Annotated in this window: 22 protein-coding genes and 1 pseudogene; 11 read left to right on the top strand and 12 right to left on the bottom strand. The window is 72.2% G+C overall.

Annotated features, from left to right (window positions below; genetic code table 11):
• The first annotated feature begins 148 nt into the window (after positions 1-148).
• Positions 149-505 (top strand): hypothetical protein, encoded by a 357-nt coding sequence (locus tag BZL64_RS39865; protein ID WP_086770452.1) that lies wholly within the window; start codon positions 149-151, stop codon positions 503-505.
• 18 nt (positions 506-523) lie between these two features.
• Here the strand turns inward: BZL64_RS39865 and BZL64_RS19385 are convergent, their stop codons facing one another.
• Positions 524-1504 carry an NAD(P)H-quinone oxidoreductase gene (locus BZL64_RS19385; protein WP_086770451.1) on the bottom strand — a complete coding sequence of 327 codons (981 nt, stop codon included), beginning with the start codon at positions 1502-1504 and terminating at the stop codon, positions 524-526.
• Between the two features lie 148 nt (positions 1505-1652).
• On the opposite strand from BZL64_RS19385, the gene BZL64_RS19380 reads away from it, so the two are divergent.
• Positions 1653-2657, top strand: a complete 1005-nt coding sequence (locus BZL64_RS19380) for an ATP-binding cassette domain-containing protein (RefSeq protein WP_086770450.1) — start codon at positions 1653-1655, stop codon at positions 2655-2657.
• On the top strand, positions 2654-3502 hold the full coding sequence (locus tag BZL64_RS19375; protein ID WP_086770449.1) for an ABC transporter permease: 849 nt from the start codon (positions 2654-2656) through the stop codon (positions 3500-3502). Before BZL64_RS19380 ends, BZL64_RS19375 begins: the two co-directional genes overlap by 4 nt.
• Before the next feature lie 20 nt (positions 3503-3522).
• Here BZL64_RS19375 and BZL64_RS19370 read toward each other — a convergent pair.
• A pseudogene (locus tag BZL64_RS19370) lies at positions 3523-4182 on the bottom strand (potassium channel family protein); the annotation flags it as partial.
• A 238-nt stretch (positions 4183-4420) separates the two neighbouring features.
• Between BZL64_RS19370 and BZL64_RS19365 the strand changes: the two are divergent.
• Entirely contained in the window at positions 4421-5425 is a 1005-nt protein-coding gene (locus BZL64_RS19365; RefSeq protein WP_425276055.1) for a potassium channel family protein, read from the top strand.
• A gap of 153 nt (positions 5426-5578) precedes the next feature.
• Here BZL64_RS19365 and BZL64_RS19360 read toward each other — a convergent pair whose 3' ends face one another.
• From BZL64_RS19360 to pdhA, 5 genes are all read right to left on the bottom strand, one after another.
• Positions 5579-6979, bottom strand: a complete 1401-nt coding sequence (locus tag BZL64_RS19360; RefSeq protein WP_086770447.1) for a molybdopterin molybdotransferase MoeA — start codon at positions 6977-6979, stop codon at positions 5579-5581.
• Positions 6976-7983 (bottom strand): NTP transferase domain-containing protein, encoded by a 1008-nt coding sequence (locus BZL64_RS19355; RefSeq protein ID WP_244205403.1) that lies wholly within the window; start codon positions 7981-7983, stop codon positions 6976-6978. Before BZL64_RS19355 ends, BZL64_RS19360 begins: the two co-directional genes overlap by 4 nt.
• Positions 7984-8222: 239 nt before the next feature.
• A complete protein-coding gene (locus tag BZL64_RS19345; protein WP_086770446.1) occupies positions 8223-9614 on the bottom strand; it encodes a dihydrolipoamide acetyltransferase family protein in 1392 nt (463 codons plus the stop codon).
• On the bottom strand, positions 9614-10618 hold the full coding sequence (locus BZL64_RS19340) for an alpha-ketoacid dehydrogenase subunit beta (protein ID WP_086770445.1): 1005 nt from the start codon (positions 10616-10618) through the stop codon (positions 9614-9616). The genes BZL64_RS19345 and BZL64_RS19340 overlap by 1 nt, the downstream gene beginning before the upstream one ends.
• Entirely contained in the window at positions 10615-11751 is a 1137-nt protein-coding gene (pdhA, locus tag BZL64_RS19335) for a pyruvate dehydrogenase (acetyl-transferring) E1 component subunit alpha (RefSeq protein WP_086770444.1), read from the bottom strand. The genes BZL64_RS19340 and pdhA overlap by 4 nt, the downstream gene beginning before the upstream one ends.
• A 175-nt stretch (positions 11752-11926) precedes the next feature.
• Here pdhA and BZL64_RS19330 point away from each other — a divergent pair, with 175 nt between their 5' ends.
• On the top strand, positions 11927-12490 hold the full coding sequence (locus BZL64_RS19330) for an Lrp/AsnC family transcriptional regulator (RefSeq protein ID WP_244205402.1): 564 nt from the start codon (positions 11927-11929) through the stop codon (positions 12488-12490).
• 2 nt (positions 12491-12492) lie between these two features.
• On the opposite strand, the gene BZL64_RS19325 is transcribed toward BZL64_RS19330, so the two are convergent.
• Positions 12493-13080: a TetR/AcrR family transcriptional regulator gene (locus BZL64_RS19325; RefSeq protein ID WP_086770443.1), complete on the bottom strand. Its 588-nt coding sequence runs from the start codon at positions 13078-13080 to the stop codon at positions 12493-12495.
• A complete protein-coding gene (locus tag BZL64_RS19320; RefSeq protein WP_086770442.1) occupies positions 13077-14591 on the bottom strand; it encodes a 3-hydroxyacyl-CoA dehydrogenase in 1515 nt (504 codons plus the stop codon). The genes BZL64_RS19325 and BZL64_RS19320 overlap by 4 nt, the downstream gene beginning before the upstream one ends.
• A 160-nt stretch (positions 14592-14751) precedes the next feature.
• Between BZL64_RS19320 and paaN the strand changes: the two genes are divergently transcribed.
• The gene (paaN, locus tag BZL64_RS19315) at positions 14752-16458 is read left to right on the top strand and encodes a phenylacetic acid degradation protein PaaN (protein WP_086770441.1); all 1707 of its coding nucleotides are present in this window, start codon (positions 14752-14754) and stop codon (positions 16456-16458) included.
• A gap of 27 nt (positions 16459-16485) precedes the next feature.
• Here paaN and BZL64_RS19310 read toward each other — a convergent pair whose 3' ends face one another.
• From BZL64_RS19310 to BZL64_RS19300, 3 genes are read right to left on the bottom strand one after another with little or no spacing between them, the layout of a single operon-like run.
• Positions 16486-17244 carry a TrmH family RNA methyltransferase gene (locus BZL64_RS19310; protein WP_086770440.1) on the bottom strand — a complete coding sequence of 253 codons (759 nt, stop codon included), beginning with the start codon at positions 17242-17244 and terminating at the stop codon, positions 16486-16488.
• A complete protein-coding gene (locus tag BZL64_RS19305; RefSeq protein WP_086770439.1) occupies positions 17241-18458 on the bottom strand; it encodes an HTTM domain-containing protein in 1218 nt (405 codons plus the stop codon). The genes BZL64_RS19310 and BZL64_RS19305 overlap by 4 nt, the downstream gene beginning before the upstream one ends.
• On the bottom strand, positions 18455-19180 hold the full coding sequence (locus BZL64_RS19300) for a DUF5819 family protein (protein WP_341868812.1): 726 nt from the start codon (positions 19178-19180) through the stop codon (positions 18455-18457). Before BZL64_RS19300 ends, BZL64_RS19305 begins: the two co-directional genes overlap by 4 nt.
• Positions 19181-19649: 469 nt before the next feature.
• Between BZL64_RS19300 and paaA the strand changes: the two genes are divergently transcribed.
• From paaA to BZL64_RS19275, 5 genes are all read left to right on the top strand, one after another.
• Complete coding sequence (gene paaA / locus BZL64_RS19295; RefSeq protein ID WP_086770438.1) at positions 19650-20690, top strand: 1,2-phenylacetyl-CoA epoxidase subunit PaaA; 1041 nt, start codon at positions 19650-19652, stop codon at positions 20688-20690.
• Positions 20687-20974 carry a 1,2-phenylacetyl-CoA epoxidase subunit PaaB gene (gene paaB / locus BZL64_RS19290; RefSeq protein WP_086770437.1) on the top strand — a complete coding sequence of 96 codons (288 nt, stop codon included), beginning with the start codon at positions 20687-20689 and terminating at the stop codon, positions 20972-20974. Before paaA ends, paaB begins: the two co-directional genes overlap by 4 nt.
• Entirely contained in the window at positions 20971-21693 is a 723-nt protein-coding gene (gene paaC, locus BZL64_RS19285) for a 1,2-phenylacetyl-CoA epoxidase subunit PaaC (protein WP_086770436.1), read from the top strand. Before paaB ends, paaC begins: the two co-directional genes overlap by 4 nt.
• Positions 21687-22214: a 1,2-phenylacetyl-CoA epoxidase subunit PaaD gene (gene paaD / locus BZL64_RS19280; RefSeq protein ID WP_086770435.1), complete on the top strand. Its 528-nt coding sequence runs from the start codon at positions 21687-21689 to the stop codon at positions 22212-22214. The genes paaC and paaD overlap by 7 nt, the downstream gene beginning before the upstream one ends.
• Positions 22214-22601: FAD-binding oxidoreductase (locus BZL64_RS19275; RefSeq protein WP_244205401.1), on the top strand; the 388-nt coding region annotated here is incomplete at its 3' end. The genes paaD and BZL64_RS19275, both read left to right, overlap by 1 nt.

Genomic DNA, 22601 nt, shown 5'->3' with positions numbered 1-22601 from the left:
GCCGGGGGCGGGGGCGGGGGCGAAGAACGACCGTGTCCCGTCGTATCCCAGGAGTCCGTCGCACGTTCCCGCACCGACGTCCCCGGCCGGACCGGCGTCCGCGTCCTCCGCCTCCTCCGCCTCGCCCTCCAGGTCTTCCGTGCCTTCCGTGTCTTCCGCCGGCCCCGATCGGGCCGGGAGCCGGGCCGGAGAGGGGCGGATCCGGCCGGGGCGTACCGGTGAGGCGGCCGAGGCGGACCCGGAGGTCCGCGACGAGGAGACGGCCGTCGCCGAGGAAGAGGGCCTCGGTGACGAGGACGGCTTCGGTGAGGAGCCGACGGCCGAGGCTCCGCGTGAGGCCGGGCTCGTCCCGTCCGCCTCGCCCCACACCGTGCGGCGGGCCGACGCCGCCGAGGAGCAGCCCGTCGGACGGATGCTGCGGATCCTGCCCCTCGGCAGCGGTCTGGTCCTCATCGGCCTGGGCCTCGGCCTCGCCTTCGTCGGCCTGCGGCTGCGCCGCGACTGACGGGGCGGCGGCGCCGGGTCAGCGCACGACCAGCAGAACCTTGCCCACGTGCCCGCTCTCCTCGACGACCCGGTGCGCCGCGCCCGCATCGCTCATCGGGAGTTCGCGGTCCACGACGGGACGGACATGACCGGCGGCGAGCAGCGGCCAGACGTGTTCGCGCACCGCCGCGACGATCGACGCCTTCTCGCCGAGGGGGCGGGCCCGCAGCGAGGTCGCGCTGATCGCGGCACGCTTGCCGAGCAGCAGGCCGATGTTCAGCTCGGCCTTGACGCCGCCCTGCATGCCGATGATCGCCAGCCGGCCGTTGACGGCGAGGCTCCGGACGTTGCGGTCCAGGTACTTGGCACCCATGTTGTCGAGGATGACGTCAGCACCCGCACCGTCGGTGGCCTGCTCGATCTCGGCGACGAAATCCTGCTCGCGGTAGTTGATCAGGATGTCCGCGCCCAGCTCGGCGCAGCGCTCCAGCTTCTCCTTGCTGCCGGCGGTGACGGCGACGGTGGCGCCGACGGCCTTGGCCAGCTGGATCGCCATGGTGCCGATGCCGCTGGAGCCGCCGTGCACGAGCAGCGTCTCGCCGGGGCGGAGGTGGGAGATCATGAAGACGTTCGACCACACCGTGCAGGCCACCTCCGGCAGCGCCGCGGCCCGTACGAGATCGACCCCCTCGGGCACGGGCAGCAGCTGTCCGGCCGGTACGGCGACGTTCTCGGCGTATCCGCCGCCCGCGAGCAGGGCGCACACCTCGTCGCCGACGGCCCAGCCGGAGACACCGGGGCCGAGCGCGGCGATCCGGCCGGAGCACTCCAGGCCGGGGTAGGGAGAGGCGCCAGGAGGCGGGTTGTAGAAGCCCTGCCGCTGGAGGACGTCCGCACGGTTGACGGCACTGGCCACCACCTCGACCAGGACCTCGCCCTCGCCAGGTACGGGATCGGGGACCTCGTCCCACACCAGCGCCTCGGGACCACCAGGTTCGGGAATCGTGATCGCATGCATGAGAGGGACGCTACCCCTCGGTCGCTGGTCGCAGCCTCCTCGGTCGTTGGACCGATCCGTGGCAAAAACCCTGTGCGCGACCGATGAATTCGCGCGACGGTAAAGGTCTCCCCATGCATCAGCCAAATGCGCGGAAGGACACCCCACCATGAGCCAGCACACCGCCGGCCTGGCGATCGAGACCGCGGGCCTGGTGAAGACGTTCGGCGAGACCCGGGCCGTGGACGGCGTCGACCTGGCCGTCCCCACCGGCACCGTCTACGGCGTCCTCGGCCCCAACGGCGCCGGCAAGACGACCACCGTGAAGATGCTCGCCACCCTGCTGCGGCCCGACGGCGGCCAGGCCCACGTCTTCGGCCACGACGTCGTCCGCGAGGCCGACGCGGTGCGCGGACTGGTCAGCCTCACCGGGCAGTACGCGTCCGTGGACGAGGACCTCACCGGCGCCGAGAACCTGGTGCTGCTGGCCCGGCTCCTCGGGCACGCCAAGAAGGCAGCGCGCGAGCGGGCCGCACAACTTCTGGAGGCCTTCGGACTCACCGACGCCGCCTCGAAGCAGGTCAAGCACTACTCGGGCGGCATGCGGCGCCGTATCGACATCGCCGCTTCCATCCTCAGCACGCCCGACCTGCTCTTCCTCGACGAGCCGACGACCGGGCTCGACCCGCGCAGCCGCAACCAGGTGTGGGACATCGTGCGGGCGGTGGTCGCGCAGGGCACCACCGTGCTGCTGACCACGCAGTACCTGGACGAGGCCGACCAGCTGGCGTCCCGCATCGCCGTCATCGACCACGGCAAGGTGATCGCCGAGGGCACGAAGGGCGAGCTGAAGGCGTCCGTTGGCGCCGGATCCGTCCATCTGCGGCTGCGGGACGCCGAGCAGCGGCCGCAGGCCGCGGAGGTGCTGAGCAGGGTGCTGGACGCACAGGTGCAGCACGACCCCGACCCGCTGGCCCTGACGGCCCGGCTGGCCCCCTCGTCCGGCGGCACGGCCGCCGAGCAGGCCGCACGGGCGCTGAGCGAGCTGGTCGGCACCGGCATCACCGTCGACAACTTCTCGCTGGGCCAGCCCAGCCTGGACGAGGTCTTCCTCGCCCTCACCGGACACGACACCCAGGCGGACGACGCCGTGAAGAACGAGGTGGCGGCATGAGCACCGCGACGACCAACGAAACCCAGGACCTGGCGCCCGTCCGCACCGACTCCCTCGCCGCGCTGCTGATCGCCAAGGAGCGCCCGCCACGGCCGAGCGCCTTGTCCGCCTCCCTCACCTTCGGCTGGCGGGCCATCCTCAAGATCAAGCACGTGCCGGAGCAGCTGTTCGACGTAACGGCTTTCCCGATCATGATGGTGCTGATGTACACGTACCTCTTCGGAGGCGCCCTGGCCGGGTCGCCGAAGGAGTACATCCAGTTCCTGCTGCCGGGCATCCTGGTGATGTCGGTCGTGATGATCACGATGTACACGGGCGTCTCGGTGAACACGGACATCGAGAAGGGCGTCTTCGACCGGTTCCGCTCACTGCCGATCTGGCGTCCGGCGACGATGGTCGGCTATCTCCTCGGTGACGCCCTGCGCTACACCATCGCGTCCGTCGTGATGCTCACCGTCGGCATGATCCTCGGCTACCGGCCGGACGGCGGGGTCCCCGGCGTCGTCGCCGGGATCGCCCTGCTGATCGTCTTCTCGTTCGCGTTCTCGTGGGTCTGGACGATGTTCGGACTGCTGCTGCGCACCGAGAAGTCGGTGATGGGCGTCAGCATGATGGTGATCTTCCCACTGACCTTCCTGTCCAACGTGTTCGTCGACCCGAAGACCATGCCAGGCTGGCTCCAGGCGTTCGTCAACAACAGCCCGGTCACCCACCTCGCGTCCGCCGTCCGCGGACTGATGGCCGGCGACTGGCCGGCCGCCGAGGTCGCCTGGTCGCTGGGGTGGTCGGGCCTCTTCGTGCTGATCTTCGGACCGGTGACGATGCGGCTGTACAACCGCAAGTAGGGGCGCACCGTGGCCCGGTCTCAGAAGCGCAGTGCCTTCGGCGGCTCCGGAGGCACGCGCACGATGGTCACCAGACGGTCGGTCAGCTCCAGCACGCCGACGGCCGGATCGTCGTAGGCCAGCACCCGGTGACCGCGGACGACGCTCACCACCAGATCGGCCATCTCGCGCGGTGTGCGTCCCGACTCGGCCTTGGTGACCGGCCGTTCGACGATGTCGAGACCGCTGCCCTGGTGCATGAGGTCCTCCATCACCCGGCCGGCCGCGGGGCTGAGCACGGACAGCCCGAGGAGCCGCCCGGCCGCTCCCGCGCTGGTGATGACCTCGTCGGCGCCGGACTGCTTCAACAGCGGCGCGTTCTCCTCCTCGCGGGCCGCGGCCACGATCTTCGCCCGCGGGTTGAGCTGGCGGGCCGTCAGCGCCACGAGGACTGCCGTGTCGTCGCGTTCCGTCGCGATGATGATCCGCCCCGCCCGCTGGACCTCCGCCCGCCGCAGCACGTCACTGCGGGTGCCGTCACCGACCACACCCTCGTAGCCCTCGGCCGTCGCCGCCTCGATCATCTTGGCCCCGGGGTCGATCACGATGACCTGTTCCTTCCGCAGCCCCGACGCGCAGGCGGTCCGGATCGCGGACCGGCCTTTCGTGCCGAAGCCGACGACGACAGTGTGGTCACGCAAGGGGACCTCCGGGTTGCTGGGCGAAAGCTCCGAACGCGACGGGTGTCGCGTCCTGACAGGTGCGACCCCGCCGTGAACCATGGTGCCCACCGATCGGATCACCACCACAGGGGGCCACGCGATGCGAGACCAAGAACGACACCCAGCCGGGCCGGGACGGCTCTCTCTCCTACGGTCTCTGTGGTACCGCTCGCGCGCCGAGGCACGGGACGACGCCGAGGCCGGCCGCTCCATCACCATGCCCCTGCAGAGCGCCCTCCCCCCGCTGCAGCAGGTGCTGCGCCGCCTCTCCCTGGGCCTGCTGGTGCTGCTGGTCACCACGCTGATCGTCTACCTCGACCGCGACGGCTACAACGACAACTCCGACGGGAGCATCGACTTCCTCGACGCCGCCTATTACGCCACCGTCACCCTCTCCACCACCGGCTACGGCGACATCACCCCGGTCAGTGACTCCGCCCGGCTCGTCAACATCCTCGTCATCACGCCGCTGCGCGTGCTCTTCCTGATCATCCTGGTCGGCACCACCCTCGAAGTCCTCACCGAGCGCACCCGTCAGCAGGTCCGCATCCATCGCTGGCGCAGCCGCACCCACCGGCATGTCGTGGTCGTCGGCTACGGCACCAAGGGCCGGCACGCGGTGGAGACGCTCGTCGGGCAGGGCGTCCCCAAGGACCAGATCGTCGTCGTGGACGTCCAGGGCAAGGCCGGGCACGCGGCCGGAGACGATGGGCTGGTGTCGGTGATCGGGGACGCCACCCGCTCCGAGACGCTCCTCAAGGCCGAGGTCGCCCACGCCTCCCGGGTGATCGTGGCCCCGCAGCGCGACGACACCGCCGCCCTGGTCACGCTCACGGCCCGCCAGTTGAACCGGCGTGCCACGATCGTCGTCGCCGCGAGGGAGGACGAGAACGTGCCGCTGCTCAAGCAGAGCGGCGCGGACACCGTGATCACCAGCTCCAGCTCCGCCGGGCGGCTGCTGGGCGTCGCCATGGTCAGCCCGACCGTGGCCAGGACCCTGGAGGACCTCATGACCCTCGGCAGTGGCCTGGACCTCGTCGAGCGTCCCGTCACCCAGGAGGAGACGGGCAGGTCGCCACGTGCCTCCACCGACCTGGTCGTGGCCGTCGTCCGCGGCAAGGACCTCCTGGACTTCGCCGACGCCCGCCTCACGGAACTGCGGGCCGGGGACCGCGTGATCGCGGTGAGCCGGGCGAAGGCCCTCGTGACCGAACCGGCGTGAGGCGAGAGCCGGTGGCCGGTGGACGGTCGCCGGTCGCCGGTCGCCCGAAGGCGGTCGGAGGGCCAGGGGCGCTGTTTCACGTGAAACGGGGTGAGCTGGCCTATCCGGGTGTTTCACGTGAAACAAGCGGATGACTCACCCCCCTCGGATGTTTCACGTGAAACAGGCAGCGATCCCAGCCGCGGCCCACGGAAGATCGAGCAGCTCCGCCTCCTGACCGGCCCGCGCACCACCGGGCGGGACGACGGCGAGGGCATCGGCCGCCGCGATCCCCCGCAGCATCGCCGGACCGTTGTAGTGCAGCGGCACAGCGTGATCGCCGCGCAGGACGACCGGGACGAGCCGGGTGTCCTGGGGGTGACCGTGCGCCGCCTCCCGCAGAGGCAGCGTGTACGGCTCCGGAGTGGGCCTGCCGGCGAGGGTGCGCAGCAGTGGCTCGGCGAGCGTGAGCAGCCCGGAGACAGCCGCGAGCGGGTTGCCCGGCAGGCCGACTAGGTGCCGGTCCTCCGTGATCCTGGCCAGCAGCATCGGATGCCCTGGACGCACCTCGACGCCGTCGACCAGAAGCTCGGCACCGAGGCGACGCAGGGTCGGGTGGACATGGTCGACGGGCCCCGCGGCCGTGCCGCCGGTGGTGACGATCAGGTCGGCCGCGGAGGTGGTGAGGGCCCGGTGCAGGGCTTCCGCGTCGTCGCCGAGCCTGCGCAGGGCCACCACCTCGGCGCCCATCGCCCGCAGCCACGGGGGCAGCATCGGGCCGAGGGCGTCACGGATGAGCCCGCCGTGCGGGCGGCCCTCGGTGAGCAATTCGTCGCCCAGGACGAGCACTTCGACGCGAGGACGGGGGACCGCGGCGAGCGTGTCGTATCCGGCAGCCGCGGCGAGCCCCAGGACCGCGGGGGTCACCACCGCTCCGGCGGGCAGCAACTGATCGCCGCTACGGCACTCCTGGCCACGCGGGCGGATGTCCTGGCCGTGCTGGAGGTCCCGGCCGGGGTGCAGCCGGCCCTTCTCGTCGGTGCGGCCGTGCTCGCTGCGCAGCACCGCGGTCGTGTCCGGGGGGATCCGGGCGCCGGTGGCGATCGGGACGGCCTCGCCGTCGACGAGGCGCGTCGGCCCGCCCTGGCCGGCCAGGACGCCCTCGTCGCGTACGGCCCAGGGGCCTGGTCCGGCGACCGCCCAGCCGTCCATCGCGGAAGTGTCGAAGGAGGGAAGGTCGGTGAGGGCGGTGAGGGGAGCTGCCAGGACGAGGCCGAGGGCGTCTTCGAGGGTGACGGAGACGGGCGTACGGCGGACGGCGAGGGAGCGAGCGGCACGAGCGGCGCGGGTGCGGGCATCGGCCCAGGGAGTCGCGGAACTCTTCCGGTGCGGAGCCCCGGGGGAGGGGGATGCTTGGGAGCCGTGCCTGTGGCCATGGCTGCGCGTGGCTTCCCGGTCGGGTGTGACGTCGGCGGCCGGGCGGGCGGGTCGGTTGCCGTCCTTCACGAGGGCGAGCACCTCCTCGACGTCGAGGTCCTCGGCGTCCTGACCGTCCCGGATACCGGGGGCGGTCATCCAGCGTCCGGACGGGTGTCGGGCGTTGCGTCGGGAGCCACGTCGGGCTGCCCGTCGGCCGGGTCGGCAGCGGGGGAGGCAGCGGCGGCGTTCCCGTCGGGCTTCTCGGCGGATTTGTCGGCGGATTTGTCGGCGGACGTGGCGGCCTCGCCGGTCTCGTCGGCCCAGCGGATCGCCAGGGCGGTGGCCTTGCGGGCCGCCTCGGCGACGGCTTCGGGGCTTCCCCCGGCCTGCCCGGCGGCATAGCCGACCAGGAAGGTGGTCAGGGGGGCCGCGGGCCTGGCCACCCCATGGGCGGCGTCGCGGGCGAGATCGAGGAGAACGCCGGTGTCGACATCGAGATCGATGCCCAGCTCGTCCTTGACTGCGGAAATCCATTCATCCAACACGTGGCCATGCTCCCTGATGCGTGCTCTGGCGGTGGCGATGTCGTCCCAGGTGTCGCAGTCGAAGGACGCGACGGGGTCGGGGACGCGGGTGAGGTCGAGCCCGGCTGTCAGCCGGCGCAGGGGCAGCCCCGCGAGGCCGCCGTGTTCCTCGCCCAGCGCCGCCAGTTCGCGGCGCAGGGCGAACGTGCGGTAGGCGGCGACGAGCGGCTGATCCCGGCCGTCGGCGTCGGTGAGCAGCGCCCCCTCGGCGTCCTGCCCTTCCAGGGCGGCCAGCAGTCGCCGGACGGTGTCGGCCGCGAGGAACGGCAGGTCGGCGGAGAGTACGACGACGGTGTCCGCGGTGGTGTGGCGCAGCCCGGCGCCGAGGGCGGCCACGGGGCCGGCTCCGGGCGGGTTCTCGCGCGCCCAGCGCACGGGCCGGGCGGTCGGCCGGGGGTCGGCGACGACGACGGTCGCGCCCGCTTCGGAGCAGGCGCCGAGCACCCGGTCGAGCAGCGCCCGTCCGCCGACCCGCACACCGGGTTTGTCGGCGCCGCCGAGCCGGCGGGCCCCGCCACCGGCGAGCACGACTGCATCGTGGGCGACGGGCCCGCCCACGTCCTGGACGGAGGGCACGACGGCGTCCTGGGCCGGGCGCTCGCCGGAGGCGGCCGCCCGCGGCTCGTTCGGAGTCACCCCCCGAGTATGCGCGGCACCCCGATCACGGGGAACGCCGGAGCAGGGAACGCCGGAGCGGGGAGCACCGGAGCAGGGAACGCCGGAGCGGGGAGCACCGGAGCAGGGAGCACCGGAGCAGGGAGCACCGGAGCGCCCGCACAGTCACGCCGTGACGGGCCGCCCCGGTGCCCACCCGGTCACAAGGTGCGCAGCAGCACCGCCGGCTGTTCCACGCAGTCCGCCACATAGCGCAGGAAGCCTCCCGCGGTCCCGCCGTCGCACACCCGGTGGTCGAAGGTGAGCGAGAGCTGCACGACCTGGCGCACGGCCAGCTGGCCCTCGTGCACCCACGGCTTGGGGATGATGCGGCCGACGCCGAGCATGGCGGCCTCGGGGTGATTGATGATCGGCGTGGAGCCGTCGACACCGAACACGCCGTAGTTGTTCAGCGTGAAGGTCCCGCCGGTCAGATCGCCCGGCGTGAGGGTCCCGGTGCGGGCCGACTCGGTGAGTCGGGCGAACTCCGCGTTGAGGCCCTCGGTGTCGCGGGCGTGCGCGTCGCGGACGACGGGCACGACGAGACCTCGCTCGGTCTGGGCCGCGAAGCCCAGGTGGACGTGGTCCAGCCGGACGATCTCCCTGGCCTCCTGGTCGACGAAGGAGTTGAGTTCCGGGAAGCGGGCCAGCGCCGCCGTGCAGATACGGGCCAGAAGCGCCAACAGGGAGATCTTCGTCCCCGCCGCGTTCATCGCCGTACGGGCACGCATCAGCTCGGTCGCGTCCGCGTCGACCCAGCAGGTCGCGTCGGGGATCTCGCGGCGGCTGCGGGACAGCTTGTCGGCGACGGCACCGCGGACGCCCTTGAGCGGGACGCGGGTGCCGGCGGAGACCGCCGCGGGGGCGGTGGTGACGGTCGGCTGTGCCGCCACGCGGGGGTGCGGCGCGGGAGCCGCGGTCGTGGTCCGGCCCTGCACGGCGGCGGCCCGCAGGGCGTACTCCACGTCGGCCCGCAGGATCAGCCCGTCCGGCCCCGAGCCCGTCAGCTCCCTCAGGTCGAGGCCGTTCTCGCGGGCCAGCCTGCGCACGAGGGGGGAGATGACCGCCAAGGGGCCGTCCGCCTGTTCGGCGGTCCGGGCCCGCCCGTCTCTCGGCTCGGCCACCGCCGGCGCCTGGGGCGCGCTGGTGGGGGCCGGCCGGTCCGGCCGTACTCTGCGGCGCCGCGCGGGTGCCTCCGAGGTTCCGTACCCCACGAGGACGTTGCCCGAGCCCTGGCTGCTCGCGGCGGCCTTGGCGCCCTGGGTGTCAGTGACCTCCACGGCCTCCATCGAGCTGCCGGAGGCCGGTGCGCCCACCGCCACCGTGATCAGCGGGGCGCCGACGGGCAGTTCCATGCCTTCCTCGCCGAAGCGTGCGGTGACCACCCCGCCGTAGGGGCAGGGCACCTCGACCATCGCCTTGGCCGTCTCCACCTCGACGACCGGTTGGTCGACGGCGACGACGTCCCCGACCTCTACCAGCCAGCGCACGATCTCCGCCTCGGTGAGCCCCTCCCCGAGGTCGGGGAGCTTGAACTCCAGCACCTGTGCCATCAGCTCTCGGCCTCCCACTGCAGACGCGCCACGGCGTCCAGGATGCGGTCGACGCCGGGCAGGTGGTGGCGCTCCAGCATCGGCGGCGGGTAGGGGATGTCGAACCCGGCGACGCGCAGCACCGGCGCCTCCAGATGGTGGAAGCAGCGCTCCGTGACGCGGGCCGCGATCTCCCCGCCCGGGCCTCCGAAGGAGCCCGATTCATGGACGACGACCGCACGTCCGGTCCGTCGCACCGAGGCGGTGACCGTCTCGTCGTCGAACGGCACCAGGGAGCGCAGGTCGACGACTTCGAGGTCCCAGCCCTCGGCGCGGGCCGCCTCGGCGGCTTCGAGGCAGACGGGCACCGACGGCCCGTACGTGATGAGTGTGGCGCTCCGGCCCGAGCGCCGCACCACCGCGCGGCCGATGGGTTCAACGGCTGCCGGCTCCTCAGGGTTCCAGGAGTCCTTCGACCAGTACAGGCGCTTGGGTTCGAGGACGACGACGGGGTCGTCGGAGGCGATGGCCGCGCGCAGCAGGCCGTAGGCGTCGGCGACCGTGGCGGGCGTGACGACGTGCAGTCCGGGAGTGGCCATGTAGTAGGCCTCGGAGGAGTCGCTGTGGTGCTCGACGCCGCCGATTCCGCCGCCGAAGGGGACGCGGATCGTGAGGGGCAGGGGCATGCGGCCGCGGGTGCGGTTGCGCATGCGGGCGACATGGCTGATGAGCTGCTCGAACGCCGGATAGGCGAAGGCGTCGAACTGCATCTCCACGACCGGCCGCAGGCCGTACATGGCCATGCCTACGGCGGTGCCGAGGATGCCGGCCTCGGCGAGCGGGGTGTCCGTGCAGCGGTCCTCGCCGAACTCCTTGGCGAGTCCGTCGGTGACCCGGAAGACGCCGCCGAGGGTGCCGACATCCTCACCGAGGACGTGCACGGACGGGTCGGCGGCCATCGCGTCACGCAGTGCGCGCGTGAGGGCCTGCGCCATGGTGGCGGGCTTGACGGCGACGGTGGTCACAGTTGCGTTCCTCCCTGCTCCGCCTCGATCTCGGCCCGCAGCAGGGCACGCTGCTCCCGCAGTTGCGGCGTGGGCTCGGCATACACATGGGCGAAGAGGTCCATGGGGTCGAGGGGTGCGTCCTGGTTCATGCGGGCGCGCAGGTCGGCCGCCATGGTCTCGGCGGCGTCCCGGGCGGCCCGCTTCATCTCCTCGTCGAGCAGTCCGCGCTCGGTCAGCGCGTGCTCCAGGAGGTCGATCGGGTCGTGTCGGCGCCAGGTCTCGACCTCGTCGTCGCCGCGGTAACGGGTCGCGTCGTCGGCGTTGGTGTGGGCCTCCACCCGGTAGGTGATCGCCTCGACGAGCGTGGGACCACCGCCCGCGCGCGCGTGCCGTACGGCGTCGGCGAGCACCTCGTGCACGGCCACCGCGTCGTTGCCGTCGACCAGCCGGCCCGGCATGCCGTACCCGACGGCCTTGTGGGCCAGGGAGGGGGCGGCGGTCTGCTTTGCGAGCGGGACGGAGATCGCGAAGCCGTTGTTCTGGACGAGGAAGACGACCGGCGCCCGCCAGACGGCGGCGAAGTTCAGCGCCTCGTGGAAGTCGCCCTCGCTGGTGCCGCCGTCGCCGACCATGGCGAGCGCCACCACGTCGTCGCCCTTGAGGCGGGCGGCGTGCGCGAGGCCCACGGCGTGCGGGAGCTGGGTGGCGAGCGGCGTGCACAGGGGGGCCACGCGGTGCTCGAAGGGGTCGTAGCCGGTGTGCCAGTCGCCGCGCAGCAGCGTGAGGGCCTCCACCGGGTCCACGCCGCGGGCGACGACCGCGAGGGTGTCGCGGTAGCTCGGGAAGAGCCAGTCGCGCTCCTCCAGGACGAGCGCGGCGGCGACCTCGCAGGCCTCCTGGCCGGTGCTGGAGGGGTAGACCGCGAGGCGCCCCTGCTTGGTCAGGGCGGTGGCCTGCGTGTTGTACCGACGGCCGCGCACCAAATCAGCGTAGAGCCGGCGCAGCAGCTCCGGATCGGCCTGTGCGGCCGCCTCGGTGCCGAGGACGCGGTAGGGCTCCGCGTCGGGCAGCAGCGGCGCGGGGTCGGCGCGGGGCTGCCAGGCGGGCGGCGGTGTGGGCCGGTATCCGCCCCGCTGCTCCATGACCGTCATGACGGCACCTCCTCGTGGGAGTGGCTACGGGAGACGGGTCGGTTGTGACCCGCCTCACCTACCGATTGTTCGGTCGTCGGCACATTTTGGCTACTGGCCCCCTCAGGCTGTGGACAAACGGTTCTCCACAGCCTGAGATGGACGCAGTACGTCCACGGCGGAGAGGCGGGGGGACATGACACCTGAACAAATGGCCGACAGCCCGGACGAGAGCCTGCCCCCGCGCGCGGAGGGCAAGGCCGCGCCGCGCGCGGGGACCACGGCGGCGTCCCGCCCGGAGGGCGGCATCCCGCCCCGCCCGCTCGATGCCATCGATCAGGACATCCTCCAGATGCTCCAGGCGGACGGCCGCGCCTCGATACGGTCGGTCGCCGAGCGGGTCCATGTGTCGCGCGCCAACGCCTACGCGCGCATCAACCGGCTCGTCGAGGACGGCGTCATCCGCGGCTTCGGCGCGCGCGTGGACCATGAGCGCGCGGGCCACGGAACCTCCGCCTACGTCACGCTGAAGATCGTCCAGAACTCCTGGCGCACGGTCCGCGAGCAGCTCAGACAGCTGCCCGGCGCCTCCCACATCGCCCTGGTGGGCGGCGACTTCGACGTCCTGCTCCTGGTACACACCCCCGACAACAGGGCACTGCGCGAGCTGGTGCTCACCCGCCTCCAGGCGATCCCCGAGGTGCTCAGCACGCGCACGCTGCTGGTGTTCGAGGAGGAGGACCTGGAGCCGCAGGGCTGACCTCAGGCCTGGCGCAGCCCGGAGAAGACCAGCCGGGCGACCGCCTCGCTCACCTCGCGCTCGCCCATGCCCCGCCCGTCGGGGCGGTACCACTCGACGATCGAGTTGATCATCCCGAAGACCAGCCTGGTCGCGAGCCGCACCTCCACATCGCCGCGTACGTCCCCGTCGGCGGCGGCGGCCTTCAGCAGCGCGGCGACCCGGTGGTCGAAGTCGCGCCGCCGTTCCAGGGCCCACCGCTCGGTGCCCGTGTTACCCCGCACCCGCAGCAGCAACATGACGTACGGCAGCTCGGAGATGAGCACCTCGACCATGCGCTGCACGACGTACTCCAGGCGCTGAACGGCGCGTCCCGCGCGCGCGGGCTCCTCGTCGAGAATCGCGAAGAGGCCGTCGAGCGCCCGGCTCACCGCCCGCCGCAGCAGCTCCTCCTTGCCGCTGACGTGGTGGTATATCGACGACTTGGAGATGCCGGCCGCCTTGGAGAGGTGCTCCATGGAGGTGCCGTCGTAGCCGCGCTCGATGAAGACCTGCACGGCGACCGACAGCAGGGTCTCCGGGGTGTACGTGTCGCGCTTGGCAGTGGTCACGGGGTGCCCTCCCGCTTGTCGGCGGAGTGCCCGTAGCGGTAGAGCGCCAGAGAGGGCGCGTAGCGGCCGGAGGGCTCGCGCAGGTGCAGCTCCTCCAGGAGGTCGTGGGCCCAGACCCGGCCGAGCCTGCGGCTCCACTCGAAGGGACCGAGCGGATAGTTGACGCCCAGGCGCATCGCGGTGTCGATGTCCTCCTCGGTGGCGACACCCTTGGCGACGGCGTCGTGCGCGAGGTCGACGATCCGGGCGACCGTACGGGCGACGATCATGCCGGGGACGTCACCGATGACGCTGACGTCCTTGCCGAGCGCCTGGAAGAGGCCGATGGCCTCGGACAGCGTCTGCTGGGGGGTGTCCTGGGAGGCGGACACGGCGATACGGGTGGCCTTGCGGTAGTCCAGGGCGAGGTCGAAGTAGACGACGTCCCGGAACTCCACGGAGGTCTGGCCGTCGGCGAGGGCGAGCTGACCGCCGCTCGGCAGGACCAGGCGCATGCCGTTGTCCTCGTCCTCCTCACGCACCGGGATGCCCGCCTCGCGGATCATCGCGAGCAACTCGGAGGCGGGCCCCAGGTCTCCCTCGGCGATGACGTACGCGGGCGGCCGGCGCTTCTCCGCGGTGTGCGGCTCGGCGCGCTCGGCGCCGTCGCGGTGGTCGAACCAGCCCTGCCCGGTCTTGCGCCCCAGGTGGCCGGACTCGACCAGGCGGCGCTGGGACAGCGAGGGTGTGAAGCGCACGTCCTGGAAGAAGGCCTGCCACACGGAGTGCGTCACGGACTCGTTGACGTCCTGCCCGATCAGATCGGTCAGTTCGAACGCGCCCATCCGGAAGCCGCCCGACTCGCGCAGGATCGCGTCGATGGTGGCCGGGTCGGCGCCCTGCGCCTCATGGACCGCGAAGGCCTCCGCGTAGAAGGGCCGGGCGATGCGGTTGACGATGAAACCGGGGGTGTCGGCGCAGGCGACGGGTGTCTTGCCCCAGAGGCGGGCGGTCTCGTACGCGCGCGTGGCCGAGGTGACGTCGGTGGCGAACCCGGAGACGACCTCGACCAGCGGCAGCAGGGGCGCCGGGTTGAAGAAGTGCAGGCCCACGAGGCGGCCCGGATTGCGCAGGGCGGCGCCGATCGCCGTGACCGACAGGGAGGAGGTGTTGGTGGCGAGCAGACAGTCCTCGCCGACCACGTCCTCCAGCGCGCGCATCAGGTCCTGCTTGACGTCCAGCCGCTCCAGGACGGCCTCGACGACCAGCGCGCAGTCCGCGAGTCCGGCGAGGGTGTCCACGGGCGCGAGGCGGGCGCGGGCGGCGTCGCGTTCGGCGGCGGTGAGACGGTCCTTCTCGACGAGCCGGTCGAGACGGGCACCGATCGCGGCGGCCGCTTCCCCGGCCCGCCCGGCTACGGCGTCGTAGAGCCGCACGGGGTGGCCCGCGGTCAGCGCGACCTGGGCGATGCCCTGGCCCATGGTGCCGGTGCCGACGACGGCCACGGGGCTGCTGAGGTCGAGTGCTGTCATGTGCGCGATCCTCCCGCACGGGGTTGTCCACAGATGCGGCGGACCCCCTTGTCCCGACCGATCGTTCGGTTACTCTAACCCTGACTGTCCGTTCCTGTCCCTGTTTCCGTCCAGGTCCGGAGCTCGACGAAGAGCTCTCCAGACGAGGAGTTGGTCCCGCATGGCCGCCGAACTCACCGCCCACGATCTGATCGCCAAGCACCGGCCCACGCTCGACCAGGCCCTGGAAGCGATCCGCACCCGCGCGTACTGGTCCCCGCACCCCGAGCACCCCAAGGCCTACGGCGCGGACGGCAGCCTTGACGCGGCGGCCGGCAAGGCGGCCTTCGACGCGGTCCTGGGCTCCCGCCTCGACCTCGGCCAGCCGGGCACCGACGGCTGGGTGGCCGGCGAGACCTCGCCGTACGGCATCGAGGTGGGCGTCGAGTATCCGCACGTGGACATCGATCAGCTGCTGCCCGCCATGAAGGCCGGTCAGCGCGCGTGGCGGGACGCGGGCGCGGAGATCCGCGCGGTGGTCTGCCTGGAGATCCTCAAGCGCATCAGCGACCGGACCCACGAATTCGCGCACGCGGTCATGCACACCTCCGGCCAGGCCTTCATGATGGCGTTCCAGGCGGGCGGCCCGCACGCGCAGGACCGCGGCCTGGAAGCGGTGGCGTACGCGTACGTGGAGCAGGTCCGCACCCCTGACACCGCGGAGTGGACCAAGCCGCAGGGCAAGCGCGACCCGATCGCCCTCACCAAGCGGTTCACGCCGGTCCCGCGCGGGATCGCCCTGGTGATCGGCTGCAACACCTTCCCGACGTGGAACGGCTATCCGGGCCTGTTCGCCTCGCTCGCCACCGGCAACGCGGTCCTGGTGAAACCCCACCCGCGCGCGGTGCTGCCGCTCGCGCTGACCGTGGCCGTCGCGCGCGAGACGCTCGCCGAGGCCGGCTTCGACCCGAACCTGGTCGCGCTCGCCGCTGAGCGGCCCGGCGAGGGCATCGCCAGGACGCTGGCCACCCGCCCCGAGATCAGGATCGTCGACTACACCGGCTCGACCGCCTTCGGTGACTGGCTGGAGGCCAACGCCCGCCAGGCGCAGGTCTACACCGAGAAGGCCGGCGTCAACACGGTGCTCGTCGAATCCACCGACGACTACAAGGGCATGCTGTCCAACCTGGCGTTCTCGCTGTCCCTGTACAGCGGCCAGATGTGCACCACCCCGCAGAACCTGCTGATCCCCCGCGACGGCATCCGTACCGACGAGGGCCCCAAGACCCACGACGAGGTCGTCGCCGACCTCGCCCGCGCGGTCGACGGCCTCCTGGGCGACGACGCGCGCGCCAACGGTCTGCTGGGCGCCCTGGTCAACCCGGACGTGCAGGCCCGCCTGGAGGCCGCCGCAGGTCTCGGCGAGGTGGCACTGGCCTCCCGCGAGGTGAGCAACCCCGAGTTCCCGGGCGCCGTCGTGCGCACACCCGTGATCGTCAAGCTCGACGGGGCGCGGAAGTACTGGGACGGGGCCGACGACGAGGCGGCCTTCATGACCGAGTGCTTCGGGCCGGTGTCCTTCGCCGTCGCGGTGGACTCGGCGGCGGACGCCGTGGAGCTGCTGCGGCGCACCATCCGCGAGAAGGGCGCGATGACGGTCGGCGCCTACACAACCGACGAAGAGGTGGAGCGGACCGTCCAGGAGGTCTGCTTCGAGGAGGCCGCCCAGCTCTCCCTGAACCTCACCGGCGGGGTGTACGTCAACCAGACGGCCGCCTTCTCCGACTTCCACGGCTCCGGCGGCAATCCGGCGGCCAACGCGGCTCTCACCGACGGCGCGTTCGTCGCCAACCGCTTCCGCGTGGTCGAGGTCCGCAGGGAGGCCTGACACCTGACGCGGGCCGGGCGGGGGCGCCTACACGCGCGTGGCGCCCCCGGTCGCGCTCCAGTGGTACAGCGTCATGGCCACACTGGTCGCGAGGTTGTAGCTGGAGACCTGGGGGCGCATCGGCAGGGCCAGCAGCTGGTCGGCCCGCGCGCGCAGCGCCCCGGACAGCCCGCTGCGCTCCGAACCGAAGGCGAGGACGGCGTCGTCCGGGAGCTTCACGCCCCGGATGTCCTCGCCCTCCGGGTCGAGGGCGAACATCGGCCCGGCCGGCAGCTCGTCGGCGGTCAGCCGCTCCACGGCCGTCGCGAAGTGCAGCCCTGCTCCGCCGCGCACCACGTTCGGGTGCCAGGGGTCGAGGGTCCCGGTGGTGACCACTCCGGTCGCCCCGAAACCGGCGGCCAGCCGGATCACGGCCCCCGCGTTGCCCAGATTGCGCGGATCGTCGAGGACCACGACCGGCGCGTTGCGGGGCGTGCGGGCCAGCGCCCGCAGATTGGCCTCCCGGGCGGGCCGAACGGCCAGGGCGGCCACGGCGGTGGGATGCGGTCGCGGCACCAGCGAGGCGTACGTCGCCTCCGGCACCTCCGTCAGAAGCGTCTCCAGCGTCGCCCGCACGTCGGGGGCGAGTTCGCCGGCGAGGGCGAGCGCCGCCCGCCGGTCGACCGCGACGGCCACCGGCACGTCGGCCCCGAAGCGCACGGCGTGCTTGACGGCGTGGAAGCCGTCGAGCAGCACCGAGGCATCGGCGAGCCGGCGCCACTGGCCGAGCGGATCGGGGTCGGTCATGCCGTGAAGCCTACGCGGCTGGGCTCGGCCTCCTCGGGCTCGTGCGCCCCCCGCTGCTGCGGTACGGCGGCACCGCGCCGCGGCAGCAACGCCTCCCACACGCGCGTGGTCCACCCGCCCAGCCATCGCAGGAACGGCGTCGGCAGGAAGACCGCGTCCGTCGCGATCATCGCCAGGGAGAAGAACGGCAGCCCGAGGATCACGGCGATCGCGGTGTGCTCGGCGATCATGGCAACGAGCAGGACGTTCTTCACCCGCCGGTTGAACAGGGTGAACGGGAAGGCCACCTGCACGATGACCGTCCCGTACGTCACCAGCATCACCATGGTGCCGCTGGCGGACAGCAGGTCGCCGAGCTCCGGCCAGGGGGAGAAGTAGTCCAGGTGCAACGGGTAGTAGACGGCAGTGCCGTCCTGCCAGCGGGAGCCCTGGATCTTGTACCAGCCGGCCGTCGCGTAGATCAGACATGCCTCGGCCATGATCACCAGCAGGGCACCGTTGTGCAGGATGTCGGTGATGACGTCCAGCAGGATCCGGGGCTGGGCAAACGCCGTGAGGCGCCCCACCGCCCACCGCACTCCCAGCGCGGCCCACACCGCCCACAGGATCACCGGCACGGTCCAGTCGCCGTCGAGGCGGCCACCCGCGGTCACCGCGACCAGCACCGCGCCGAACACGCTCCACAGGGCGGGACCCAGCCGGTCGGTGACCCGCTCCCCGCGCGCGCGTGCCTCGGCCGCGCGCCGCTCGCGCCGCGCGTCCAGCGACCAGACCCGGCCGCAGCGCATGAAGACCAGGTAGATCGACATCAGGTGCAGGACGTTGTCACCGCCGTCGCCCACGAAGACGCTGCGGTTCTGCAGCGAGAGCACGCCCACCATGAACAGCACCGACATGGTGCGGGTGCGCCAGCCCAACAGCAGCAGGAGGCTCGACAGGAGGGACAGCACGTACACGGCCTCGAACCAGAGGCGGCCGTCCGACCACATCAGGGCCGTGAAGGCGCCGTTGTCGTCGATCAGCTGCCGGGCCAGCTCCCAGCTCCACGGGCCGTCGGGGCCGTACAGCTCCGCGCGGTGGGGAAGTTCGCGCAGCAGGAACAGCAGCCAGGTCAGGCTGAAACCGATGCGGACCACGGCGCTCTGGTACGGCCCGAGCGCGGACCCGGTGACGCGCGCGATGACGGTGGACATCGACAGGGTGAACCGGTTCACCGCGCGCCTCCCTCGGTCTTACCGGCGGGCAGCGCCCACCAGGGCAACACACGGTAGACCGGCTTCGACGTGACCTTGTCGGTGCCCCACTCGGGCGCCGGCACGTTGGTGGTGCGGGAGCGGACCTGGACGCGCTCTATGACGCCGCCCCTGCCGGCCGCGTCGCCGCGCTCCAGGCGCAGTACGACGATGTTGCGCAGGTAGGTCTCGGCGAGGGGGCCGCGCGGGCCCGCCGAGCGGTCTTCGGAGTCGTGCGAGCCCACGTAGAAGTCCCAGGCGCGGCGCAGTTCGTTCTGCTGGGTGTGGCTCGGCACCAGATTGCCGTCGATGCTGCGGCCGTCCTGGGCGGACAGGTCGAACCAGCCGGTGGTGCGGGCCGCCCCGTCGGCGGTGCGGACGTCGGCGCGGACCTGGACGGCGATGTTCTGCTGGAGCGGGTTGGGCGCGAACAGCTTCCAGTTCTGCTCGAACTCGGGATAGATGTACTCGTCGATGGCCTCGCCGTGCGTCTTGGTGACCGTGTTGGACGGTGCGACGTGCAGGAACACCATGCCGACGTGCACACAGACGGCGACCGCGACGACGGCGAGCGCCAGGGCGGCGACGACCTGATAGCGCGGGGAGAGAGCGGCCACACCGCTGCGGGGATCGGGCACGGCCGGGGGTCCGTCCTGGGCCCCGGGCGCCTGCGCCGACTCCGCCGCATCCACGGACTCCACCACCGGCGTCTCCGACGTCTCCGGCCCCCGTGGCGCCTCGGCTCCCCGCGGGGGGCCGGCGCCTCCGTCGTACGCGTTCATTCCGCCCCGTTCCCCGATTCCGGTCCGTCTTGCGCCTGCTCGGCCGCGCCACGGCGACCGTTCGTACTCACCACCGCGTCACGTCGACCCGCTGCCGCGCACCCCGTGAGCGAAGCACAGGGCGGGACAGCCTTCGCACGGCTGTCGCACAGTCGTCGCACGGAACGGTACTCAGCCCTGCCCGTGCCGTGCAGCCCTCCCCCCGAGCAGACCCGGTCAAGTGAGCGCCGTGGCCCCGCCGCCGACGGGCCGCCCGAGTTTTCCACAGGGAGGCCGGGAGGTTGTCCACAGCGGTTGACACCTTACGGCGCCCGTCTCACCATGGAATCGCACGGACCGAACGATCGGTCGGGAGATGGCTCGCGTAGAGCCCGAGGTCGAGGGGAACCGCATGGCGACAGCAGCCGCGCACCGGACGGCCCGCACACCGGGGTACGGCGGCCGGGAAGCCACCGCCGGCGAGCAGGACGCCTACCAGCGTGCCTTCGACGCGGCGGTGGCCGCCGACGAACGCATCGAGCCCCGCGACTGGATGCCCGAGGCCTACCGCGCGACGCTGGTCCGCCAGATCGCGCAGCACGCCCACTCCGAGATCATCGGCATGCAGCCGGAAGCCAACTGGATCACGCGCGCGCCCTCCCTGCGCCGCAAGGCCATCCTCATGGCGAAGGTCCAGGACGAGGCGGGCCACGGCCTCTACCTCTACAGCGCGGCCGAAACGCTCGGCACCGGCCGCGAGGAACTCCTGGACAAGCTGCACACCGGCCGCCAGAAGTACTCCTCGATCTTCAACTACCCCACCCTGACCTGGGCCGACGTCGGCGCGATCGGCTGGCTGGTGGACGGCGCCGCGATCACCAACCAGGTCCCCCTGTGCCGCTGCTCCTACGGTCCGTACGCGCGCGCCATGGTCCGTGTCTGCAAGGAGGAGTCCTTTCATCAGCGCCAGGGGTACGAACTGCTGCTGGCCCTCAGCCGCGGCACCCCGGAGCAGCACGCGATGGCCCAGGACGCGGTGGACCGCTGGTGGTGGCCCTCACTGATGATGTTCGGCCCGCCCGACGACGAGTCCGCGCACTCCGCGCAGTCGATGGCCTGGAAGATCAAGCGGCACTCCAACGACGAACTCCGCCAGCGCTTCGTCGACATCTGCGTCCCGCAGGCGCAGTCCCTCGGCCTGACCCTGCCCGACCCGGACCTGAAGTGGAACGAGGAGCGGGGCCACCACGACTTCGGCCCGATCGACTGGACGGAGTTCAAGGAAGTCCTCAAGGGCAACGGTCCGTGCAACGAGCAGCGGATCACCCAGCGCACCCGGGCGCACGAAGCGGGCGCCTGGGTCCGGGAGGCCGCCGCGGCCCACGCGGCCAAGCACAGCGGTGACAGCCACGAGAACCGTGAGAGCCGCGAGACAGGAGCGAAGCAGGCATGACGAACACCGACTGGCCCCTGTGGGAGGTCTTCGTGCGCTCCCGCCGCGGCCTCTCCCACACCCACGCCGGCAGCCTGCACGCCCCGGACGCGGAGTTCGCCCTGCGCAACGCCCGCGACCTCTACACCCGGCGCGGCGAAGGCGTCTCGATCTGGGTCGTGCCCTCCGCCGCGATCACCGCCTCCTCACCGGACGAGAAGGACCCGTTCTTCGACCCGTCCGCGGACAAGCCGTACCGGCACCCCACGTTCTACGAGATCCCGGAGGGGGTGAAGCACCTGTGACCACGACCGCGCACACCGACACCGCCGCGCTCGCCCTCGGCGACGACGCCCTGGTGCTCTCCCACCGCCTGGGCGAGTGGATGGGCCACGCGCCGGTACTGGAGGAGGAGGTCGCCCTCGCCAACATCGCCCTCGACCTCCTCGGCCAGGCCCGCATCCTGCTGTCGATGGCCGGCGACGAGGACGACCTGGCCTACCTCCGCGAGGAACGGGCCTTCCGCAACCTGCAGTTGGTGGAACAGCCGAACGGCGACTTTGCCCACACCATCGCCCGCCAGCTCTACTTCTCCACCTACCAGCACCTGCTGTACGACCGGCTGGCCACCGGAGGCGGGCCCTTCGCGGGACTCGCGGCGAAGGCCGTCAAGGAGGTCGCCTACCACCGCGACCACGCCGAGCAGTGGACCCTGCGACTCGGCGACGGCACCGACCTCAGCCACGAGCGGATGCGACGGGCCTGCGAGGCCCTGTGGCGGTTCACCGGCGAGATGTTCCAGCCCCTGGAGGGCGTCGGCACCGACCTGACCGGCCTGGAGACGCCCTGGCTGGAATCGGTCGGGGCCGTGCTCGGCCGGGCCGGACTGGAGACTCCCGAGGGACCACGGACCGGGGCATGGCGTGCGGGCGCCGGACGTCAGGGCCTGCACACCGAGCCCTTCGGACGGATGCTCGCCGAGATGCAGCACCTGCACCGCAGCCACCCGGGGGCGTCATGGTGACCCTCACCCCGCTGGAGGCGGAACTCCTCGCGGTCGCCGGCTCCGTGCCCGACCCCGAGCTGCCCGTACTCACCCTCCAGGAACTGGGCGTCCTGCGCGCCGTCCATGTGCGCGACACCGACTCCGTCGAGGTCGAGCTGACCCCGACCTACACCGGCTGCCCCGCCGTGGAGGCGATGTCCACGGACATCGAGCGGGCCCTGCGCGACCACGGCGTCCGCGAGGTCACCGTGCGCACGGTGCTCATCCCTGCCTGGTCCACGGACGACATCTCCGCCGAAGGCCGCCGCAAACTGCGGGAGTTCGGCATCGCTCCGCCGCGCGCCCAGCGCACGGCCGGACCGGTCGGCATCACCCTGGGACCGACCCGCACCGCCGGGCAGGACCCCGAACCGGTCCGCTGCCCGAACTGCGGCTCGGCCGACACCGAACTGCTCAGCCGCTTCTCCTCCACCGCCTGCAAGGCCCTGCGGCGCTGCCTGGACTGCCGCGAACCCTTCGACCACTTCAAGGAGTTGTGATGGCCCGCTTCCACCCGCTCCCCGTGGCCGCGGTGGACCGGCTCACCGACGACTCCGTGGCCCTCACCTTCACGGTCCCCGCCGCGCTGCGCGAGGAATACCGGCACGCGCCGGGCCAGCACCTCGCCCTGCGGCGCAGGACCGACGGGACGGAGATCCGGCGGACGTACTCGATCTGCTCGCCCGCGCCCGATCCCGGCGGCGAAGGACCGAGCACCCTCCGGGTCGGCGTGCGGCTGGTCGAAGGCGGCGCCTTCTCGACGTACGCGCTCAAGGAGATCAACATCGGGGACGAGCTGGAGGTGATGACCCCGGCCGGCCGGTTCACCCTCGATCCCGCACCCGGGCTGTACGCGGCGATCGTCGGCGGCAGCGGAATCACCCCGG

This window comes from Streptomyces bobili (assembly GCF_002154575.1).
GTDB classification, from domain to species: Bacteria; Actinomycetota; Actinomycetes; order Streptomycetales; family Streptomycetaceae; genus Streptomyces; species Streptomyces bobili.
Note: the sequence above shows the minus strand (reverse complement) of the source record. Positions and strands in the feature narration are given on the sequence as shown.

Excerpts from the sequence above, each read along its gene's own strand:
- BZL64_RS19385 (WP_086770451.1), bottom strand. The coding sequence starts at position 1,504 with ATGCATGCGATCACGATTCCCGAACCTGGTGGTCCCGAGGCGCTGGTG.
- BZL64_RS19380 (WP_086770450.1), top strand. The coding sequence starts at position 1,653 with ATGAGCCAGCACACCGCCGGCCTGGCGATCGAGACCGCGGGCCTGGTG.
- BZL64_RS19375 (WP_086770449.1), top strand. The coding sequence starts at position 2,654 with ATGAGCACCGCGACGACCAACGAAACCCAGGACCTGGCGCCCGTCCGC.
- BZL64_RS19365 (WP_425276055.1), top strand. The coding sequence starts at position 4,421 with ATGCCCCTGCAGAGCGCCCTCCCCCCGCTGCAGCAGGTGCTGCGCCGC.
- BZL64_RS19360 (WP_086770447.1), bottom strand. The coding sequence starts at position 6,979 with ATGACCGCCCCCGGTATCCGGGACGGTCAGGACGCCGAGGACCTCGAC.
- BZL64_RS19345 (WP_086770446.1), bottom strand. The coding sequence starts at position 9,614 with ATGGCACAGGTGCTGGAGTTCAAGCTCCCCGACCTCGGGGAGGGGCTC.
- pdhA (WP_086770444.1), bottom strand. The coding sequence starts at position 11,751 with ATGACGGTCATGGAGCAGCGGGGCGGATACCGGCCCACACCGCCGCCC.
- BZL64_RS19330 (WP_244205402.1), top strand. The coding sequence starts at position 11,927 with ATGACACCTGAACAAATGGCCGACAGCCCGGACGAGAGCCTGCCCCCG.
- BZL64_RS19320 (WP_086770442.1), bottom strand. The coding sequence starts at position 14,591 with ATGACAGCACTCGACCTCAGCAGCCCCGTGGCCGTCGTCGGCACCGGC.
- paaN (WP_086770441.1), top strand. The coding sequence starts at position 14,752 with ATGGCCGCCGAACTCACCGCCCACGATCTGATCGCCAAGCACCGGCCC.
- BZL64_RS19310 (WP_086770440.1), bottom strand. The coding sequence starts at position 17,244 with ATGACCGACCCCGATCCGCTCGGCCAGTGGCGCCGGCTCGCCGATGCC.
- paaA (WP_086770438.1), top strand. The coding sequence starts at position 19,650 with ATGGCGACAGCAGCCGCGCACCGGACGGCCCGCACACCGGGGTACGGC.
- paaB (WP_086770437.1), top strand. The coding sequence starts at position 20,687 with ATGACGAACACCGACTGGCCCCTGTGGGAGGTCTTCGTGCGCTCCCGC.
- paaD (WP_086770435.1), top strand. The coding sequence starts at position 21,687 with ATGGTGACCCTCACCCCGCTGGAGGCGGAACTCCTCGCGGTCGCCGGC.